This window comes from Sphaerisporangium siamense (assembly GCF_014205275.1).
Taxonomy (GTDB): domain Bacteria; phylum Actinomycetota; class Actinomycetes; order Streptosporangiales; family Streptosporangiaceae; genus Sphaerisporangium; species Sphaerisporangium siamense.
Genome location: NZ_JACHND010000001.1, coordinates 3,973,468 through 3,993,500, shown reverse-complemented (window position 1 = coordinate 3,993,500; position 20,033 = coordinate 3,973,468). Strand labels below are relative to the sequence as shown.

Sequence of the window (20,033 nt, the reverse complement as noted above, 5' to 3'; positions counted from 1 at the left end):
GGGCTGCGGCTGCCTCGGGCATTCTCGCATTCTCCTGCGGACACCCCCGCACCCCATGAGATCATGCCCAGCACCCCCAATCCGGGCATGAAGTCGGGAGGTTCGCCAGCGATGGCTCCTGAGCAGACCAGCCAGTCCACGCGCCCCCCGGCGTGGCCGGAAATGCCTCCTCCCCCGCCTCCGCCCCCCGCTCCGCCCGCCCGGGAGCAGCAGCGCTCGTTCGGCGCCCCCGCGACGGCGCCGCACCCGCAGCAGCCGCCCCGCCCGCCGGAGTCGTACGCGCCCCGGCCCACCGGTCCGCACCCCACAGGCCCCCAGCCCACAGGCCCCCAGCCCACGGGCCCCCACCAGGCCGGCCCCCATCAGACCGGCCCGCAGCACATGGACCCCCGGCAGATGGACCCCCGGCAGATGGACCCCCGGCAGATGGGCGCCCAGCACACCGGCCCCCAGGCGCGCCCCTACGTGCCGCCGGGCACCGAGACCACCATGCGGGTCCCCGGCCCGGCGACGCGTCCCGGCGGGCCCGGGCCCGGCGGCCCGGACGGCGGGCACCGGCCGGGACACCAGCCACCGCGTCACCAGGGGCCGGCGTTCTCCCCCGAGGATCCCGACAAGCCGTTCGTCACCGCCGGCCAGATCAGCGGCCCCAAGACGCCGCCGCCCGAGCGCCAGCAGGAGCTGTGGAACACCGTCTTCGGCGAGAACTACGAGGCGATCGGTGAGGAGGCCGACGGCGGCGACGGCAGGAAGGTGTGGCTGATCGCGCTCGTGGCCTCCGTGGCGGTCGCGCTCGTGCTGGCCCTGCTGTGGGCGTTCCTCGCCGGCCCGCTCAGCTCCTCCTCCGGCTCCGCAGCGGCGGAGCCGACCGCCAAGGCGGGCACGGGCAAGCCGAAGGCCTCGCCGTCCGGCACGCAGGCCAGCACCAAGCCGCAGTCCATCGGCAGGCTGCCGAAGTACTCCGGCGAGGCGTCCCCGCGCATCGGCGCGCTCACCGACCGGGCGGGGGCCGTGACCGTGCCCAGGCTCGGCGGGCCGTGGCAACTGGACACGCGCGCCGAGCACGTGCGCGCCACCTACGGGTTCGCGACGCGGCAGTACGTGCCCGCCGGCACCGACGGCTCGGGCGCGCCGGTGTTCGCGCAGATCATGACCGGCCCGCTGGCCAAGAGCCTGGCGGGCAAGTACTCCGCCTCCGAGCCCGCCGAGCTGACCCCGGTGATCAGCGCGGTGGCGTTCGCCGCGCGCAACAAGTTCTTCCCCGCGGGCAACAAGGTCGTCAAGACGGCCGAGCAGCGGGTGTCGGCCGGGGGCATGCCCGCGCGCCTGGTCGCCTACCAGGTGCTGGCCGGCGGGACCAAGACCACGCTGGTGGTCGCGGCGGCGAGCACGGGCGCGGACGTTCCCGCGATCGTCTACATGGCGGTGCCGGCGAGCAAGAAGGAACTGCTGCCGGACGTCAACACGGTGTTCTCCTCGATCCGCCCGGCCGCGGCGACCTCCTGACGGCGGGGCGGCTCAGGCGAAGCGGTAGCCCATGTGCTTGATGCCGTTGATGAAGTTGGAGAGCAGGTAGTCGGGCTCGCCGATGGCGTGGACACCGGGCGCGCGGGAGAACAGCTCGCGGAACATGACCGTGACCTCCCGCCGCGCCAGGTGGGCGCCGAGGCAGTAGTGCGGGCCCGGGCCGCCGAACCCGACGTGGGGGTTCGGGCTGCGGGTGATGTCGAAGACGTCCGGGTCGTCGAACACGGCCTCGTCGCGGTTGGCCGAGTTGTAGAAGAGCAGCACCTTGTCGCCCTTGACGTACCTCTGGCCGTTCATCTCGTGGTCGCGGGTGACCGTGCGCCGGAACTGGATCACCGGGGTGGCGCAGCGGATGATCTCTTCGACGGCGCCGGGCAGGCGGCCATCCAGGTCGCCGAGCAGCAGGTCGCGCTGGTCAGGGTTGTCGGTGAACAGCTTGAGCCCGTGGGCGATGGCGTTGCGGGTGGTCTCGCTGCCCGCCACGACGAGCAGGATGAAGAACGAGCCGAGCTCCTGGGCGGTCAGGTGTTCGTCGCCGTTCACCAGCAGGCTGGTCAGGTCGCCGGTCGGGCGGGCGCGCCGCTCGCGGCCGAGGCCGCGGGCCAGGGAGTTGAGCGCGTGGCCCGAGCGCAGCAGCCGGGCGATGCCGCGGGCGACGTTGAGGCGGCTCATGTCGGGGCGGATGCCGGTGTACTCGACGTCGGCGTTGCCGAGGACGACGTTGGTGTGCCGTAGCACCATGTCGTGATATTTCGGCGGGATGCCCATCATGTCGCAGATGACCTGGACGGGAAGCCGGGCGGCGATCTGCGGGACGAAGTCCCCCGCCCCCTCCGCCATCGCCGCGTCGAGAACCTCGCGCGCCGCCCTGGCGACGTCCTCCTCCATCTTCCGCAGGATCCGCGGGGTGAACGCGCGCGAGACGATCCGGCGCAGGCGGGCGTGCCGGGGATCGTCCATGTTGATCATCGAGCCGAAGTAGATCGCGAGCCACCTCGGCAGGTCGGGGATGCTGTTGGAGGTCGGCTCGCTGCTGAAGACCCCCGCGTTGCGGCTGGCCTCGGTGACGTCGGCGTGCCGGACCAGCGCGTAGTAGCCCTTGCCCCCGCCGATGAACGGGATGCGCTGCTCGGCCATGAACACCGGCCGGTCGAGCTCGCGCAGCCGCCGGAAGGCGTCGTTGCGCGCGCCGTGCGGCAACCCCCAGAAGGGGATGTCGGACAGGTCGATGTCCGTGACAGCAAGCGTCATCGCCCCCACACCTCCGCGTCCATCGTTGGAAAGATCCCTCCGGCCGTCAAGAGGCGCGGATCATATCGGCGGCCTTTTCGGCGATCATGATGGTCGGGGCCTGGGTGTGGCCGCGGTTCAGCGTCGGCATCACCGAGGCGTCGGCCACCCGCAGCCCCGGCACCCCGATCACGCGCAGCGACGGGTCCACCACGGCGTCGTCGTCGATGCCCATCTTGCACGTGCCCGCGGGATGGTAGAGCGTCTCGGCGGTCTCGCGCGCGTAGCGGGCCAGTTCCGGCTGGGTGCGCTCCCCGCCGTACGGCCGCATCGGCCCGCCCGCGTACGGCCGGAACGCCTCGGTCTCGGTGAGCTCCCGCGCCCGCGCCAGCCCGGCGGCCAGGCGCCGCACGTCGGCCTCGGCGGTGAGATAGCACGGGTCCACCACGACGCCGCCCTCGCCGTCCAGCGTGACCCGGCCGCGGCTCTCCGGCTGGAGCAGGATCGCGCCGACGGTGACGCCGTGCCCGGGCGGCCTGCTCAGGCCGTGGTCCACGAACGGCACGGGCGCGAAGATCAGCTCGATGTCGGGGGCGGGCTCCTGCGGAGTGGTCCTGAGGAAGGCGACGGCCTCCGCCACGTTGGAGGTCAGCGGCCCGCCGCGCCCGAACAGGTAGCGCGCCAGGTTGCCGAGCGACTCGGCCGAGGCCAGCGTCACCGGCGCCGGGCACGCCACGACGATCCCGGCCGCCAGGTGGTCCATGAGGTTGCGGCCCACGCCGGGCAACTCGTGCCGGGGCTCGACGCCGGCGGCCCGCAGCTCGGCGGGGTCGCCGATGCCGGAGAGCATGAGCAGCCGCGGCGACCCGACCGCCCCGGCCGAGACGATCACCTCACGGGTGGCCGTCACCTGTCTGCCCTCGCCGTACTCGACCCCCGTGGCCCGGCCCGAGCCGTCCAGCAGCACGCGGCGGGCCGGGGCCGCGGTGAGCACGGTCAGATTGGGACGGCTCATCGCGGGCCTGAGGTAGCCGTCGGCGGCGCTCCACCGCCTGCCGCGCTCCTGGGTGACCGGCGTCTGGGAGAACCCCTCGTTGGAGGGGCCGTTCAGCTCCTCCAGCCGGGCCATCCCCGCCTCCTCACAGGCGCGCAGGAACGCCAGGGTGGCCTCGTTGGGAGCGCGTAACTCCGAGACGAACATGGGGCCGCCGGTGCCGTACACCCCGCCCCGGTTGGAGCCGATCCGCCGCTCGCTGCGCCGGAAGTACGGCAGGACCTCCTCGTAGGACCAACCGGGCAGGTTCCAGCCGTCGTAGTCGGCCCGGTGCCCGCGCACCCACATCTGGGCGTTGATGGACGTCGACCCGCCGAGCGTCCTGCCGAGCGGCCAGTACAGCCGGCGCCCGGACATCTCCACCTGCTTGGCGGTGGTGACGTTCCAGTCGTAGCGGGTCCTGAAGAGCTTGGAGAAGGCGGCGGGGACCCGGATCTCCATGCGCCGGTCGGCGCCGCCCGCCTCCAGCAGGAGCACCCGCACGGCGGGATCGGCCGAGAGCCGGTTGGCGAGCACGCAGCCCGCCGCGCCGGCCCCGACGATGACGTAGTCGTACTGCATTGCCGCCTCCGGGTGGTACGCAACTGCTCACGTACTTACGCCGGGTCATCGCCGTCCGTCCACGCTCGTTACCGATTAGTAGCGTTACTGCCGCCGGGCTGCCAGGATGACGCCAGCCTCGCGACCGCGTGACCGCCCCCGTCGGCCCCGCGAGGTCCTCGCACCAAAGGAGACCGCCCATGCTCAACCTGTCCGTCATCCTGGAGGACAGCGCCCGCGAACACCCCGACCGCACGGCCGTCGTGTCCGGCGACGTCCGGATGTCCTACGCGCTGGTGGACACGCTGGCGAACCAGGTCGCGAACCTCCTCGCCTCGCGGGGTGTCGGCAGGGGCGACACCGTGGCCCTGGCCTGCCCCAACCTGCCGTACTTCCCCGTCGTCTACTACGGCGTCCTCAAGGCCGGCGCCGCGGTCGTCCCGCTCAACGTGCTGCTCCAGCCACGCGAGATCGCCTACCACCTGCGCGACTCGGGGGCCAAGGCGCTGTTCTGCTTCGAGGGCACCCCGGACCTGCCGCTCGGGGAGCGCGGGCTCGCCGCCTTCCGCGAGGCCGTCCCGGACGGGCCGCACGCCGACGGCTTCTTCCTGCTGCCCGCCACGCCGCTCGCCACCGAGTCCGGCATCGACGGCGTCCCGACGTTGTGGGGCGCGCTGCGGGGACACTCCGGGACGTTCGAGACCGCGGCCACCGCGCCGGACGACACGGCGGTGATCCTCTACACGAGCGGCACGACCGGGCAGCCGAAGGGCGCCGAGCTGAGCCACCAGAACATGCTCATGAACGCGATCGTCTCCGACGAGATGTTCGAGCGGACCGGCGAGGACGTCCTGCTCGCGACGCTGCCGCTGTTCCACTCGTTCGGGCAGACCGTGATCATGAACGTGGGGTTCCGGCGGCGGGCGAGCCTGGTGCTGATGCCGCGCTTCGACCCGGCGGGCGCGCTGGCGCTCATGCGCGAGGAGCGGGTGACGTTCTTCGCCGGGGTCCCGACGATGTACTGGGCCATGCTGACCGCCGTCCACGCCCAGGGCCTCGCGGCGCCGGCCACGCTGCGGACGGCGGTGGCGGGCGGGTCGTCGCTGCCGGTCGAGGTGCTCAAGGACGTCGAGAAGACGTTCGGCGTGCCGGTGCTGGAGGGGTACGGGCTGTCGGAGACCTCGCCGGTGGCGAGCTTCAACCAGCGGGACCGGCCGACCAAGCCCGGCTCGGTGGGCACGCCCATCTGGGGCGTCGAGATGCGCCTGGTCGACGCGGAGTGGAACACCGTGGAGGGCGAGGGGCCCGGCGAGATCGCCGTCCGCGGCCACAACGTGATGAAGGGCTACTACGGCCGGCCGGAGGCCACCGCCGAGGTGATGAGGGACGGCTGGTTCCGGACCGGCGACATCGCGACCCGGGACGCCGACGGCTTCTACTTCATCGTCGACCGCGCCAAGGACATGATCATCCGGGGCGGGTTCAACGTGTATCCGCGCGAGCTGGAAGAGGTCCTGATGACCCACGAGGCGGTCTCGCTCGCGGCGGTCGTCGGCGTGCCGCACGAGTCCCTCGGCGAGGAGGTCAAGGCGCACGTGATCCTCAAGCCGGGCGCGACGCTCACCGAGGAGGAACTGGTCGAGTGGTGCAGGGCCACCATGGCGGCCTACAAGTACCCCCGGCTGGTGGAGTTCCGCGAATCCTTCCCGATGACCGCCAGCGGGAAGATCCTCAAGCGCGAGCTGCGCTGACCGCGCCCGCCCGGCGGCCGGCCGCGCCGTGAGCAAGACTCACGGGCGGGCCGCCGCCGGGCCGGCGGTGGATCAGGGCCAGTCCAGCGAGGGGCGCAGCGGGACGTCCGCCTCGCCGTTCTCGCGCAGCTTGACGCCCAGCACCTGGTGGAGCTGCACCTTGTTGCGCTCGAAGCCGACGACGCAGCCGGCCATGTAGAGCCGCCACACGCGGGCCGTGCCGCGGCCGACCTCCGCGAGCGCCTCCTCCCAGTGGTCGTCGAGGTTGGCGCACCACTTCATGAGGGTCTTGGCGTAGTGCTCGCGCAGGTTCTCCTCGTGGCGGATCTCGAAGCCCAGGTCCTCCATCTGCCGGATCAGGTAGCCGACCGACTCCAGCTCGCCGTCGGGGAAGACGTACCGGTTGATGAAGCCGCCCTTGTTGATGGTGCGCTCGGTGCCGGTCGGGCGGGTGATGCAGTGGTTGAGCAGCCTGCCGCCGGGCTTGAGCTTGCCGTACAGGAAGCCGAAGTAGCCGGGGAGCTGGTCCTTGCCGATGTGCTCGGTGAGGCCGATGGAGCTGACCGCGTCGAAGCCGGTCTCGGTCACGTCGCGGTAGTCCAGGTGGCGGACCTCGGCCAGCTCCGACAGCCCGGCCTCGGCGATGGCCTTCTGCGCCCACTCGGCCTGCTGGCGCGAGAGCGTGACGCCGAGCGCCTTGACCCCGTAGTGCTTGGCCGCGTGCATGACCATGCCGCCCCAGCCGCAGCCGACGTCGAGCAGCCGCATGCCCGGCTTGAGGCCGAGCTTCTTGGCGACCAGGTCGAACTTGGCGAACTGCGCCTCTTCCAGCGAACTGTCCGCCTCGGGGAACACCGCGCAGGTGTAGGCCATGGACGGGCCGAGCACCCACTCGTAGAACCGGTTGGAGACGTCGTAGTGGTGGTGGATCGCCTCGGCGTCGCGCTGCTTGGCGTGACGGCTGCCGAGCCGCGCCATGGCGCTGCGGCGGACCTCCTGCGGGGGCGGGGGCACCCGCATCAGCAACGGCTTGAGCCCGAGCGAGCGCGCGATCGACACCTTCTCCTTGAGGGGGATGTCGTTCAGCGTGACCTGCGCCATCTCCGACAGCAGGGTGTACATGTCCCCCTGCACGTCGATGTGCCCGGCGATGTACGCGCGGGCGAGACCCATCTCACCGGGGGCCTGCGCGAGGTAGGCGAGCGCTATCGGGGTCTTGACCTCGATGCGGACGTCGGCGTCCGAACGGCCGGCCTTGCTGCCGTCGTAGGCGGCGAACGCCACATTCGCCTCCGGCCCCACGACCTTCTCGAAGATCTGGGCGAGTGTCATCCAACCAACCTCCTCAACGCCCCCGCACGCACTTGTCGTAGAGGTCGAGCAGCCGTCCCTGGGGGTCGTATGCCTGCTTGACCGGCCAGTACGCGTCGCCGTTGTAGAGACGCCAGAACTCGTCACGGGGGTAGAACGATGTGGAATACAGGGATTTGTGGCCGCCCAGCTCGTGCACGTTCCTCTCGATGAGCCTGTTGTGATACCCGTCGAACTGGCCGCGCGGCAGGGCGACCATGCCCCAGAATCCGAAGTTCACATAGAGCTTGCCCGGCTCCAGGGGGTAGAGCGGCCAGTCTTCGGTGGCCTTGAGCGGGCACATCCACACGGGCGTCATGCCCACCTTGTCCTGGAAGAACTCCAGGAAGTCAGCGCCCCGCTCGGCCGGCACCTCGACGTCCTGGATGACCGACTCGTGCACGGGGTTGTCCCGCCACCGGTCGATCCTGGCCGTCACGCCGTACTTCTGGTTGAGGCCGACGAGCCGGCGGTAGACGTCCGAGCGCAGCCAGCGGCGGGGGATCAGGGAGCGGACCAGCGGCTGCTGGACCCCGAAGGCGCGCGAGCACCAGAACCAGTCGGTGTCCCAGCGCCACAGATAGTCGCGGACGGTCAGCCAGTCGCGCGTGCGGGTGCGGATCGACTGGTAGTAGATGCGCATCCCGGTGTAGTCCGAGGCGTACGGCGCGCGGTCGGCGAACTGCCCGACCGTGAGGTACATCTCGCCCGGATGGAAGTAGGTGCCGTCCACGAAGTCGACCGGCTCGCCGTCGTAGCGCCCGCTGTCGCAGATCTCCTGCATGGCGAGCATGCACTTGTGGGCGTCCGAGAACGGGACGTGCGTCAGCCGCACGTACGGCTGGACGGGCAGCAGCTTGATGCGCAGCCGCAGAGCGTAGCCCAGGGTGCCGTAGGAGTTGGGGAACGCCCGGAACAGGTCGGCGTGCTCGTTGTCGGCCCTGGCCACGAGGATTTGGCCGTCGCCGGTGAGGATCTCCATCTCCTCGACCGACTCGTGCGGCAGACCGTGGCGGAAGCTGGTGGACTCGATGCCGAGACCGGTGACCGCGCCGCCGAGGGTGATGGTCTTGAGCTGGGGCACGACGTAGGGCATGAGACCGGACGGCAGCGTGGCGTCCACGAGGCGCTCGTAGGTCGTCATACCCTGGACCTCGGCGGTCCTGGTCTCGGGGTCCACCTGGATCACCTGGTCCAGGTCGCGGGCGGACAGCTTCGCCGCGGCCCTGCCGGAGTCCCGGAAGCGGAAGAGGTTGGTGGTCGGCTTGGCGAGCCTCGGGGATGCGCCCTCGGGAAGGGCGCTGATCGACTCCCTGATCTGCTCGACGGCCCTGCGATGTGCCGTCATCCGGGCGGTCGTCTTTACCGTGTGATCTGGCATGCCACCACCCCCTGGAAACGTAGCGTCGGAGATCGTCGCTAGCACGTTATCTCCTCGGATAATCACCGACCAGAGTAGACACGTTAAACCCGCGCAAACTCAGGGGCCCCCCGCGAAGCGCGGTGGCACAGGGGTTGACGCCGCGGGTCCGGGTGTGCGCGGCCGCGGTGGAGCCTCTCGACACCAAGCGTTTGCTCGTTTCCGTGAGGGCGTCGCGCGCGACGCCGGATCCCGAGGAGAAGATCCATGACCATCACCGCAGATCAGGGCGGGTCCGGCACGTCCGCGGGCCCGCTGGCCGGGGTCCGCGTCCTCGAACTCGCCGGCCTCGCCCCCGGCCCCTTCGCGGGCATGATGCTGGCCGACCACGGCGCCGAGGTCCTGCGGATCGACCGGGTCGCCCCCGTCGCCGCGAGCGGAGACCGGCCCCGCCCCGACGTCATGGACCGGGGCAAGCGCACCATCGGCCTCGACCTGAAGCGGCCCGAGGGCGTCGCCGCGTTCAGGCGGCTCGCCGCGCGCGCCGACGTCGTGATCGAGGTGTTCCGCCCCGGGGTCGCCGAACGGCTCGGCATCGGGCCCGCCGACCTGCACGCGGTCAACGAGCGGCTCGTCTACGGCCGCCTGACCGGCTGGGGGCAGGACGGGCCGCTGGCCGCCGCCGCCGGGCACGACATCGATTACATCGCCGTCGCCGGCGTGCTGTCCCTGCTCGGCCGGGACGGCGAGAAGCCCACCCCGCCGATCAACATCCTCGGGGACTTCGCGGGCGGCGGCCTGATGCTCGCCTACGGCGTCCTGCTGGCCCTGCTGGAGCGCGAGCGCACCGGGCGCGGGCGGGTCATCGACGCGGCGATGGTGGACGGCGCGGCCCTGCTGTTCGCCATGTTCGCCCAGTTCGCCGGGAGGGGCGCCTGGGGGCCGCGCGGCACCAACCTCCTCGACACCGGCGCGCCCATGTACGACACCTACGCGACCGCGGACGGCGAGCACGTCGCGGTCGGCGCGCTGGAACCCCGGTTCTGGGACGAACTGGTCGCCGGGCTCGGGCTCACCGACCTGCCCGGCCGCGACGACCCCGCCAACTGGCCGCTGATCCGCGAACGGCTCGCGGCCGCGTTCGTCACCAGGACTCGGGCCGAGTGGGAGCAGGTCTTCGCGGGCTCGGACGCCTGCGTCGCGCCGGTCCTGTCCCTGGAGGAGGCCGCCGCGCACCCGCACAACGCCGCGCGCGGCACCTTCTTCGAGGTCGGAGGGATCACCCAGCCCGCGCCCGCGCCCCGCCTGCTCGGCGGCGCCCGCGGCACGCCCGCCCAGGCCACCCGCCTGCGCGACCTGTCCGCCTGGGGGCTCCCCGGGGGCGAGGCCGAGGCGCTGCGCGCGGCCGGCGTGCTGGCCTGACGTCCGCCCGGGCCGCCTGCGACAGTCCGCCCCCGGCCCCTCGGCTCGTCAGGCCTGGACCCGGTCCCTGCCTTGGCCCGCGGGGGCGGGGAGGACCGCCAGGTAGAGGTCCACGCCGTCGGCGTGGTGGACCTCCAGGTCGGTGGAGAACGCCCGCGGCGGGATGCCCCCGCCCTCGGTGTAGCTCCAGATGCGCTGCCACGCCTCGATCAGCGCCTGCGGCATCGGGCCGTGCGCCTCCAGCTTCAGGCAGTGCACGCCCGGCACCCGGACCGCCACCATGCCCTCGGGCAGCCCCGCCGCCGTCCGGATCGCCACCCCCACGACCTGGGTGAAGGCGCCCTGATGGTCGCTCTCGTAGTCGGTCAGCACGGCGTACAGGTTGTCGTCGACCCGGCCCGGCACGTGGGCGAAGGCCCCCGGCACGCCCGCGCGCGACCACAGCCCCGGCAGGAGCGCCCGGGACGGGTCGGCCTCCGCCGCGTTGGTGGTGCGCACGGCGTAACCGGCGACGAGAAGCTCCGGCCGTTCGACGATGTACATAGCGCCTCCACATTCCAGGGTCACCCCACTTGACCCGTTCGCGCGGTCAATGTATCCGTACCGGCCGATGGTCGTCTCGATCATCGCCTACAGAGGTATCGGGAGCGCTCCCCGCGACGGTCACCGAAGGACATATCGCATAAGTGAGCTGGGAAATCCCATTGTTTACCATGAATCGCATAGGCTGAACCAACGTGCGATTCCTCAACGATCAGGCTCCGATCTACGACCTGACCTACAGCGACGTCTTCATGGTCCCCTCGCGGTCGGCGATCGGCTCCCGGCTCGCCGTCGACCTCTCCACCCACGACGGAACGGGCACCACCGTCCCGATCGTGGTCGCCAACATGACCGCCGTGGCCGGCCGCCGCATGGCCGAGACCGTCGCGCGGCGCGGCGGCATCGTCGTCCTCCCCCAGGACATCCCGATCGACGTCGTCGCCGAAGTGATCGACTGGGTCAAGCAGCGCGACCTGGTGCACGACACGCCCATCACGCTCACCGCGCACGAGACCGTCGGCGAGGCGCTCAACCTGCTGCCCAAGCGCGCGCACGGCGCGGTCGTCATCGTCGACTGGGAGAACCGGCCCATCGGCGTGGTAACCGAGGCCGACTGCCACGGCGTCGACATGTTCACCCAGCTCTCCCAAGTGATGTCGGGCCCGCCGCTCACCGTCCCCGCGGGCGTCGACCCCCGCGCGGCCTTCGAGACCCTGCACGAGGGACGGCACAGGCTCGCCCCCGTGGTGGACGGCGACGGCCGCCTCGTCGGCGTGCTCACCCGCACCGGCGCCCTGCGCGCCACCCTGTACGAGCCCGCCGTGGACGCCGGGGGACGCCTGCGCATCGCCGCCGCCGTCGGCGTCAACGGCGACGTCGCCTTCAAGGCCAAGGAGCTGCTGGACGCCGGCGTGGACTGCCTGGTCGTCGACACCGCGCACGGCCACCAGGAGAAGATGATCTCCGCGCTGGCCGCCGTCCGCGCCCTCGACCCCGAGGTGCCCGTCGCCGCCGGCAACGTCGTCACCGCCGCCGGGGTGCGCGACCTCGCCGACGCGGGCGCCGACATCATCAAGGTCGGCGTCGGGCCCGGCGCCATGTGCACCACCCGCATGATGACCGGCGTCGGCAGGCCCCAGTTCTCCGCCGTACTCGAATGCGCCGCCGCGGCCCGCGCGCTCGGCAGGCACGTGTGGGCCGACGGCGGCGTGCGCCACCCGCGCGACGTCGCCCTCGCCCTCGCCGCGGGCGCGTCCAACGTCATGATCGGCTCCTGGTTCGCCGGCACCTACGAGTCGCCCGGCGACGCCCACACCGACGCCAACGGCCGCCGCTACAAGGAGAACTTCGGCATGGCCTCCGCCCGCGCCGTCCGGCTCCGCACCGCCGAGGACACCCCGTTCGACCGGGCGCGCAAAGCCCTCTTCGAGGAGGGCATCTCCACCTCCCGCATGTACCTGGACCCGCTGCGCCCGGGCGTCGAGGACCAGATCGACGCGATCGTCGCCGGCCTCCGCTCCTCCCTGACCTACGCGGGCGCCACCACCCTGGAAGAGTTCCACGCCCGCGCCGTCATAGGCATCCAAAGCGCCTCCGGCTACTCCGAAGGCATGCCCCTCCACCAAAGCTGGTGACGTGATGGCGCCGGGTCGGTGGGACGTGGCGCGGTGAAGCCGGCGCCGCATTACGGCGGCCGGCTCAGAGCGGTGATCATGGGCGGACGAGCACGTACAGAAGGTCATCCGTCCACGAGCGACCGCGACCTCGGCGCCGTGAAAGCCGGTGACCGGTCAGGCCCGTGACACACCTGGCGTGATATCCCGCCTCCACCGGGTAGCGGGGGAGGTCATAATGACCCCCTAGCCGCGGAGGCGAGACATCGCCATGATCCAGACATCACCCGCGCCGACCTCGTCCGTCGCCGTCGACCGGCGGCTGCTGGTCAGCTACGACAACTACCCGGCCGCCCAGCGGGCCGTGGACACCCTCTCCGACGCCGGGTATCCCGTGCAGAACGTGGCCATCGTCGGCAGCGACCTGCGCCTTGAGGAGACCGTCACCGGGCGGCTCACCAACCCGCGCGCCGCCCTGTCCGGCGCGATCAGCGGCGCCGTCTTCGGCCTTGTCGTCGGCATGTTCCTCGGGCTGTTCACCTCCACCACCGCGTCCTTCTTCGCCCTGGCCATATGGGCGGCGCTGTGGGGGGCCGTGATGGGCGCCGGATTCGGCTTCGCAGGACACGCCTTCAAGGGCGGCACGCGGGACTTCAGCTCACGAAGCATGATCGTGGCGGGCCGGTACGACGTCCTGGTCCCCTCCGCCGCGTTGCAGGAGGCGGTCACGGTGCTGGAGGGCGGCCTGCGCCCCGCTGACACGGTGGTCGTCGCCCGCCCGCCGTCCAGTGGCCCGTACGCCACCGCCACCGCCCCCACCGCTCCCCAATCGACCCCGACTCCTCCCCCTTCCGACCACTCCCCGACCCCGTCCGGCTCGGCCCCGCCGACCCCGGCGCCTCCGCCCCCGACCGGCCCCTCAGGCGACACACCGCTCGTCAGGGGCGAGGACGACTCCTTCCGCACCGCCCACGAGTCCTCCTCTCCCGCTTCGCCTGTCTCTCCGGCCGCGCAGGGGTCCTCGCCCTCCGGGACGGCCGCCGCCGGGCCGTCCGGCGGACCTGACACCGCGTCATCGAATCGGCCGGGGACGTCGGGTGAGCCCATTCTGCCGCCGCCCGCCGACAAGGCCGAGGCCATGGAAGAGGCCACGATCGCCCTTCCCTTGTCGACGGTCCGCGCGGCGACCACCTCCGCCGACTCCGGTCCCGCCACCACGCCCCCCGCGGACCCCGACGCCGGGGCCGCCGCCCCGCCCCCGGAAGACCGCCGCGTGCACACCTCTTCCGCACCGGCCACGCCCGCGGCCCCCGGCTTCTCGGCGGCCTCCGAAGGCCCGGAAGCCGCCTCCGCCGCACCGGAGCCGACGCCGGACACCTCCCCCGGCCACGCGCGGCCGGGCGACGCCCCTCAGCCCCGGCCCAAGCCCTGACCGACGGGTTCCCCGGCAGGACGGCCGCCCCCGCCCTGCCGCCCCGGACCGGCCCTTCCAGGCCGCCGACACCGGGACGGACGCCCATGCGGCCGGGGGGCTTCCCGGAGTCGGACGCCTGCTGTGCGGGCGCCGTGCGGCATGATCGCGTAACACGCCCTCGGCGCCCGCCCGTCGGCGCGACCCCGTAGAGTCGTGCGGTCGGCCGGGAAGCCGGTCGGCGTTCCGGTCCCCGCGCGGCCGATCCCATGGGCGCGCACCGTCAACGAACTGTGAAACAAGGAGAACACGTGGCTCTCAAGAAGCCCGAGATCGACTTCCCGGAGGGCGCGGCGCCGGCCGACCTCGAGATCGTCGACATCACCGTGGGCGACGGTGAGGAGGCGAAGCCCGGCCACACGGTGAAGGTGCACTACGTCGGCGTGGCGTTCTCCACCGGTGAGGAATTCGACGCGTCGTGGAACCGCGGCGACGCCTTCCAGTTCCCGCTCGGCGCCGGCCGTGTCATCGCCGGATGGGACCAGGGTGTCGCCGGGATGCGCGTGGGCGGCCGCCGCCGCCTCACCATCCCGCCGCACCTCGGCTACGGTGACCACGGCGCGGGCAACGCCATCAAGCCCGGCGAGACGCTGATCTTCGTGGTGGACCTGCTCGGAGTGAGCTGACCCGCTTCGACGCCCAAGTGCCCGTGGTGGCCCGGCTCCCCATTGAGACAAGCCCACCCACCACGGCACTACGGCTTCACCGGCGTCCCCTCACCCCGGGTCGCGCCCGGCACCCACGCACGACGGCTTCACGCATGTGGTGAACTCAACAAGGTCCCTGGCTGTGGATTCCCCGCACCCGTACCTCACCACGCATTCCCACCGGCGCTCACTTCGCCGGTGGCCCGGGTTTCCATTGGTACTCACGGGGCTTCTCGCGCCCTGAGTCTTCCCGTCATTCAGGGACTCGATGGAGCCATTCATCGCGGGCCAGGGCGTATTCGACGTCGCCGTGTTCTGAGCCGTCGATGGCTTCGGGCCAGTTGTGGAAGAAGGTCTGGACGTAGGTCAGGCCGGACTTCTCCATGACGCGCCGGGAACCGGCGTTGACGGCCATGGTCTGGGCCATCACGCGCCGGAGACCCAGGTCGGTGAACGCCTTGCGTATCAGGGCGCGGGCGCCCTCGGTGGCGTATCCCTGACCCCAGAAGCGGGTGCGCAGGCGGTATCCCAGCTCTGCCTCGTCCGGACCGGCGTCCAGGGGCCGTAGTTCGAACCAGCCCGCGAAGCGCCCGGAGTCCTTCTCCTCGGCGGCCCAGTAGGCACGGCCCGGCGGCCAGTCGTAGGTGCGCATCAGGCGGGGCAGGGTCTCACGACGGACCGTGTCCCGTGAGCATGGCCGTCCGCCGTTGATGAAGCGCATGACGGCGGGGTCGTCGTCGAGCGCGTGGACGTGGCCGGCGTCCGCCTCGGTGAACGGGCGCAGCCGGAGCCGCTCGGTCACCAGGAAGGTCTCCACCCGCCCATGGTGGCCGTCCCCGGCCGCGCACTCCACCCGATTTCCGCCGGCCCTCTTCCCGTCGCATATCGCCATCCATCGCACCCGGTAACAGGACATATCGCACTCCCGGGGACGGCACCGCCAACGCTGCGCGGTGAGCGGGATGCGGCATATGACCCTTATGGCGACCTGCGGCAGCATCCGCCGCCCTGAACTGACACGATGAGGACTGTGCTGCTCATCGACCTCGCCCGCACCTCGTCCGCCGTCGCCGCGGATCCGGCGCGCCTCGTCAAGATCCGGCACCTCTCCGAGTTGCTGAGCAGGGTCGGGCCGGACGAGGCCGAGATCGCCGTCGCCTACCTGTCCGGTGAACTCCCTCAGCGCCAGATCGGCGTCGGCTGGCGCAGCCTGCAGGACCTCCCCGAGCCGCGCCAGATCGCCGCCGCGTCGCTCACCGAGGTGGACGCCCTGCTCAGCAGCATCAAGGCGCAGTCCGGCCCCGGCTCCCAAGCGGCCAGAAAGGACCTGGTGGACCGCCTGTTCCGCTCGGTCACGGCCCAGGAACAGGCGTTCCTGCTTCGCCTGCTCGCCGGCGAGATGCGCCAGGGAGCGCTGAACGGCGTCATGATCGAGGCGGTCGCCAAGGCCGCGGGCACACCCGCCGCCGAAGTACGGCGCGCCCTGACGCTGCGGGGCTGGCTCCCCGCGGTCGGCGCGGCGGCGCTCACCGGCGGCGTCGAAGCGCTGCGGTCCTTCCACCTGGAGGTGGGCCGCCCCGTCGCCCCCATGCTGGCGCAGAGCGCGCCGAACGTCACAGCGGCGTTCGAGAAGCTCGGGGGCGGCCCGGTCGCGCTGGAGTGGAAGCTCGACGGCGTCCGCGTCCAGGCGCACCGCTCGGGCGGCGAGGTTAAGGTCTTCACCCGCACTCTCGACGAGATCACCGCGCAGGTGCCCGAGCTGGTCGAGGCGGTGCTGGCCCTCTCCGTGGAGGACCTGGTGCTGGACGGCGAGGTGATCGCCCTGCGTCCCGACGGCCGTCCCGAGCCGTTCCAGGTGACCGCGAGCCGGGTGGCCAGCAAGATCGAGACAGAGCGGCTGCGCGGCACCACGCCGTTGAGCGTGTTCTTCTTCGACGCGCTGCGCGTGAACGGCGAGGACCTGCTCGACCTGCCCGACGGCGAACGCCACGCGGCGCTGGTGCGGGCCGTGCCCGCGGAGCTGATCACGCCGCGCCTGGTCACCTCCGACCCCGAAGAAGGCACGGCGTTCTTCACCGAAGTGCTGCGGCAGGGGCACGAGGGCCTGGTCGCCAAGTCGCCCGCCACCCCCTACGCGGCCGGCCGTCGCGGCGCGGGGTGGATCAAGGTCAAGCCCCGGCACACCCTCGATCTCGTCGTCCTGGCCGCCGAGTGGGGGCACGGGCGGCGGCAGGGCAAGCTGTCCAACCTGCATCTCGGCGCCCGCGATCCGGAGTCCGGCGGCTTCGTCATGCTCGGCAAGACATTCAAGGGCCTGACCGACGAGCTGCTCGCCTGGCAGACCGAGCGGTTCCTGACGATCGCCGACGGGCCGAGCGACGAGTGGGTGGTGCGGCTGCGTCCCGAGCTGGTGGTCGAGATCGCCTTCGACGGCGTGCAACGCTCGCCGCGCTACCCGGGCGGCATGGCGCTGCGGTTCGCCCGCGTCCTGCGCTACCGCCCGGACAAGAATCCCGAAGAGGCCGACACGGTCGAGTCGGTCCGCCAGCTCCTTCTCTGATCACGCCACCACGGCGCACTCACCGCTGAGCACCCCTCCGAGGCCCGTCCGCGCCCGTCACACCGCCGCCGTCAGCCGGTCGGCGCGCTCCGTGGCGCTCGCCCTTCGGGCGGCTCGACATGCCCGGACGTCTGCGCCGACCGAGGCCGGGCCCCGGCGCCCGTGAGCCGCCTGCCGACCGGCCTTCTCGGGCAGGGACACCACACCCACACGTGATCACGTTTCGTGTGAGGTGTCTCACTTTACGTTGCCATGACTTCACTTTACTTGGGCTTTATCCCGTATGGTGCTGGACGTTGCCTTTTGGGTTGTTTCAGCCCATTCGGTGTCCGGGACCGCGGTGCGTCGTCCGTCCACCGCCTCCGGCGCTCCCCCGCGCCGGTCGTCCCGCGTCCTTGTTCCCTACCTAGGACAGTGGTTCCCCTTGGGTCAGCACCGCGCTCCGGCACGTCGGTACGACTACAACACGCCCTCCGATCCCGACGGCGGCGCCAGGCGGCGCTGGGGCACCGTGATCGCCCTCACGGCCGTGGTCGCCGCCGCGTCCGCGGGGGCATGGGTCGCCCTCGACGGCGACGACTCCGGCGGCTCGGCCGCGGGCGCCGTCACGTCCCGGCAGACCACCACCGCTTCCGTCGCCGATACGAGCCCGTCGGACGGCACGCTCGCCGCCACCTGGCCGTTCGCCACGACCTCCCCGGACACGTCACCGGGAGAAGGAGTCCTGGCCCCGGCCTCCGCACCCACACCGCCCGCCGAAACCCCGGTGGACGGGCCCCCGGCGAGCGAGGCGTCCCCGTCCCCCCGTCACACGAAGGCCTCCAAGCCGGACGCTTCCGAAAAGGCGCCCAGCAGCCCGAGCAAGGAGAGCGCCGGACAGCAGAAGGCCTCGGCCGACACCGGCACCGGCACCGGCACCAAGAAGACGAAAAAGGTCAAGAAGTCCGCCGGCAAGGTGATCGCCTCCGGCAGGTGCGGCGCCTCCTACTACGACGAGGGCCAGATGACGGCCAGCGGCGAACGGTTCAACCCCAACGCGATGACCGCGGCCCACAAGACCCTCGCCTTGGGCAGCAAGGTGCGCGTGAGCAACCCCCGCAGCGGCGCCGCCGTGACCGTCCGCATCAACGACCGCGGCCCGTACATCGGCGGCCGGTGCCTCGACCTGTCACGCGCCGCCTTCGACGCGATCGGCAGCCTCAGCGCCGGCACGATGACCGTGAAATACCAGGTGCTCGCCCGCTGAGCGCCTCCCCCGCGCTCACCGCCGGACGAGCACCTTCGCGCGTCACTTGATGAGGCGGACCGTGAGCGGGTAGGTGAACCGGCCGTCACCGAGCGCGGCGGCTCCCCCGACGATGCTGAGCACGAACGCCAGGATCCAGATGAACGGGATCAGCACGATGCCGATCACGGTGAACGGCAGCAGCAACGTCGCGCCCAGCACCGTCAGGTGGAAGTTGAGCGCCTCGATCGCGTGCCGCCTGATGTACGCCGAGCGCCGGCCTCCGGTGAGCAGCATGATCAGCGGGCCGACGAAGAACAACCCGCAGATCGGGAGGACGTGGGCCGCCGCGGCGCCCAGCCGCTCGTTGCCGGTCGGCGGCGCGGCGTACCCGTGCCCGGGCCAGGATCGCGGCTGCCCCGGCCACGCGGGCGGCATGGGCGGCGGCGGTACCGAGGGCACGGCGTTCAGGTCCGCGACGATCGGCGCCAGCTCGCCGTGCACGCGCGCCGTCATCGCCCGATGAAGCCGTTCGTCGAATTCGTCCTTGCTGAGGCGGCCCTCCGCGTAGGCGGAGGTGACCAGTTCGACCACCTCGTCACGGTCGTCGTTGGTCACCCGGAGCTGGGGGTGCTGAGCGCCGCGAAGGTGAGGCGCGGGCCTCCAGCCTCCGCTCGCGGATGTCGCCGGTTGTCTCACTGCCCCTGCCATTAGAGTCCCGTGCCTTCCCATCGGAACAGCCGTCCATCTCATCTTCGGGACCGCGGCGGCCGGGGTCCATCCGGAACATCCCCGAGCCATCCCCGATGTGGCCCGGAGCCGCCCATGTGGGGCCGAGTCCAGGTATACAAGGGGATATGAGATGGCGTGATCGCTATGGAATTCGTCGGCTCCGTGGCCGCAAGATCGCGAAGTTCGACCGTGAGGCCAATGACGCCGACATCGAGGCGCTCATAGCCTTCGCGAAATCCCGGCAGGGTGTCGAGTTCTACGTCGAGCCGGAGACGTTCGCCACCGACACCACCGCTGTCGCCGTGGCCCACGACGGTGAATGGACCCGCCGCCGGGTCGGCTCCCCCGCCGTCATCATCAAAGTGGCACGAGGACTCGCCCTCCCCGTGTACGACGTCCAACTCACGGGTTACCCCGGCAGAATGCGCGCCTACAACGACCGCCGCCGAAACAACCTGGACCAGTAACCCCCACCTCCTCGCGAGCACCTCTCTCCCCAACCCCCCGCCCGAACTCGCCCCCCTCCTTCCACCCCCTCATCGGCTAGAGCCGCCAGGAGATCGACGCGTTCGCGAATGTAGCGCCAGGCCGTGGTGGCGCCGATGGCGAAGCCAGTGGCCAGGCGAGTCAGGCTGTGGCCGGGCAGCGGAATCAAGGCACTGTAAGACAGCAACGAGGCGCCCGGTCGGGGCATCGGATCTTGAGTATTGCCGTCTTATCGAAGCCTCCTCTTTAGCCGCCACCGCTTTCCGCCGAATCGTCGTGACCAGGGCAATCAGGATGCACACAGTCCAGCGATACAGCTATTGGAATGCCGTCCCGCCTTTTCGTACCTCCTGGGCGATCAGAGGCAGCAGCTTGGCGGGATCGGCCCGAAGGCGCGACCCCTGATTCGGAATCCGTATCTCCAGCAGATAGCGGGAAGTCTGGATCACCCCGACCCAGTGCCAGCTGGGACCCTCCCGCTGCCGGTGATGTGGTAGGCCCACGATCGCTCGCCCGGGGGCT

The 20,033-nt window shown here is 71.6% G+C and carries 16 protein-coding genes and 1 pseudogene; 9 read left to right on the top strand and 8 right to left on the bottom strand.

The annotated features are described in order from the left end of the window. Positions 1 to 111: 111 nt before the first annotated feature. A complete protein-coding gene (locus tag BJ982_RS18250; RefSeq protein WP_184881641.1) occupies positions 112 to 1,506 on the top strand; it encodes a hypothetical protein in 1,395 nt (464 codons plus the stop codon). A gap of 12 nt (positions 1,507 to 1,518) precedes the next feature. Here BJ982_RS18250 and BJ982_RS18245 read toward each other — a convergent pair whose 3' ends face one another. Further along, positions 1,519 to 2,778, bottom strand: a complete 1,260-nt coding sequence (locus BJ982_RS18245) for a cytochrome P450 (RefSeq protein WP_184881639.1) — start codon at positions 2,776 to 2,778, stop codon at positions 1,519 to 1,521. Between the two features lie 46 nt (positions 2,779 to 2,824). Next, positions 2,825 to 4,372, bottom strand: a complete 1,548-nt coding sequence (locus tag BJ982_RS18240; RefSeq protein ID WP_184881637.1) for a GMC family oxidoreductase — start codon at positions 4,370 to 4,372, stop codon at positions 2,825 to 2,827. Between the two features lie 179 nt (positions 4,373 to 4,551). On the opposite strand from BJ982_RS18240, the gene BJ982_RS18235 reads away from it, so the two are divergent. Next, the gene (locus BJ982_RS18235; protein WP_184881635.1) at positions 4,552 to 6,102 is read left to right on the top strand and encodes a long-chain-fatty-acid--CoA ligase; all 1,551 of its coding nucleotides are present in this window, start codon (positions 4,552 to 4,554) and stop codon (positions 6,100 to 6,102) included. Between the two features lie 72 nt (positions 6,103 to 6,174). Here BJ982_RS18235 and BJ982_RS18230 read toward each other — a convergent pair whose 3' ends face one another. Beyond that, positions 6,175 to 7,434 carry an SAM-dependent methyltransferase gene (locus BJ982_RS18230; RefSeq protein ID WP_184881633.1) on the bottom strand — a complete coding sequence of 420 codons (1,260 nt, stop codon included), beginning with the start codon at positions 7,432 to 7,434 and terminating at the stop codon, positions 6,175 to 6,177. A 13-nt stretch (positions 7,435 to 7,447) separates the two neighbouring features. Further along, positions 7,448 to 8,800: an FAD-binding oxidoreductase gene (locus tag BJ982_RS18225; RefSeq protein ID WP_184881631.1), complete on the bottom strand. Its 1,353-nt coding sequence runs from the start codon at positions 8,798 to 8,800 to the stop codon at positions 7,448 to 7,450. Positions 8,801 to 9,079: 279 nt separating this feature from the next. On the opposite strand from BJ982_RS18225, the gene BJ982_RS18220 reads away from it, so the two are divergent. Beyond that, complete coding sequence (locus BJ982_RS18220; protein ID WP_184881629.1) at positions 9,080 to 10,234, top strand: CaiB/BaiF CoA transferase family protein; 1,155 nt, start codon at positions 9,080 to 9,082, stop codon at positions 10,232 to 10,234. A 48-nt stretch (positions 10,235 to 10,282) separates the two neighbouring features. Here BJ982_RS18220 and BJ982_RS18215 read toward each other — a convergent pair whose 3' ends face one another. Next, positions 10,283 to 10,777, bottom strand: coding sequence for a GyrI-like domain-containing protein (locus BJ982_RS18215; protein WP_184881627.1), 495 nt, complete (start codon positions 10,775 to 10,777; stop codon positions 10,283 to 10,285). Positions 10,778 to 10,971: 194 nt separating this feature from the next. Here BJ982_RS18215 and BJ982_RS18210 point away from each other — a divergent pair, with 194 nt between their 5' ends. The 3 genes from BJ982_RS18210 (at position 10,972) to BJ982_RS18200 (ending at position 14,487) form a co-directional block, all read left to right on the top strand. After that, positions 10,972 to 12,411 carry a GuaB1 family IMP dehydrogenase-related protein gene (locus tag BJ982_RS18210; protein ID WP_184881625.1) on the top strand — a complete coding sequence of 480 codons (1,440 nt, stop codon included), beginning with the start codon at positions 10,972 to 10,974 and terminating at the stop codon, positions 12,409 to 12,411. A gap of 250 nt (positions 12,412 to 12,661) precedes the next feature. Continuing rightward, positions 12,662 to 13,822 (top strand): YflT domain-containing protein, encoded by a 1,161-nt coding sequence (locus BJ982_RS18205; protein WP_184881623.1) that lies wholly within the window; start codon positions 12,662 to 12,664, stop codon positions 13,820 to 13,822. Positions 13,823 to 14,112: 290 nt separating this feature from the next. Continuing rightward, positions 14,113 to 14,487 carry an FKBP-type peptidyl-prolyl cis-trans isomerase gene (locus BJ982_RS18200; RefSeq protein WP_275411735.1) on the top strand — a complete coding sequence of 125 codons (375 nt, stop codon included), beginning with the start codon at positions 14,113 to 14,115 and terminating at the stop codon, positions 14,485 to 14,487. Positions 14,488 to 14,761: 274 nt separating this feature from the next. On the opposite strand, the gene BJ982_RS18195 is transcribed toward BJ982_RS18200, so the two are convergent. After that, positions 14,762 to 15,325 carry a GNAT family N-acetyltransferase gene (locus BJ982_RS18195; protein WP_184881619.1) on the bottom strand — a complete coding sequence of 188 codons (564 nt, stop codon included), beginning with the start codon at positions 15,323 to 15,325 and terminating at the stop codon, positions 14,762 to 14,764. Between the two features lie 204 nt (positions 15,326 to 15,529). Here BJ982_RS18195 and BJ982_RS18190 point away from each other — a divergent pair, with 204 nt between their 5' ends. Beyond that, entirely contained in the window at positions 15,530 to 17,068 is a 1,539-nt protein-coding gene (locus tag BJ982_RS18190; RefSeq protein ID WP_221482339.1) for an ATP-dependent DNA ligase, read from the top strand. 424 nt (positions 17,069 to 17,492) lie between these two features. Continuing rightward, positions 17,493 to 18,314 (top strand): septal ring lytic transglycosylase RlpA family protein, encoded by an 822-nt coding sequence (locus tag BJ982_RS39395; protein ID WP_239123306.1) that lies wholly within the window; start codon positions 17,493 to 17,495, stop codon positions 18,312 to 18,314. 42 nt (positions 18,315 to 18,356) lie between these two features. Here the strand turns inward: BJ982_RS39395 and BJ982_RS18180 are convergent, their stop codons facing one another. After that, the gene (locus BJ982_RS18180; protein ID WP_239123307.1) at positions 18,357 to 18,911 is read right to left on the bottom strand and encodes a DUF1707 and DUF4870 domain-containing protein; all 555 of its coding nucleotides are present in this window, start codon (positions 18,909 to 18,911) and stop codon (positions 18,357 to 18,359) included. Between the two features lie 239 nt (positions 18,912 to 19,150). Here BJ982_RS18180 and BJ982_RS18175 point away from each other — a divergent pair, with 239 nt between their 5' ends. Then, a complete protein-coding gene (locus BJ982_RS18175) occupies positions 19,151 to 19,492 on the top strand; it encodes a hypothetical protein (protein ID WP_184881615.1) in 342 nt (113 codons plus the stop codon). Positions 19,493 to 19,560: 68 nt separating this feature from the next. On the opposite strand, the pseudogene BJ982_RS40920 reads toward BJ982_RS18175, so the two are convergent. Beyond that, positions 19,561 to 19,665: pseudogene (locus BJ982_RS40920) on the bottom strand (helix-turn-helix domain-containing protein); the annotation flags it as partial. Positions 19,666 to 20,033 lie beyond the last annotated feature (368 nt).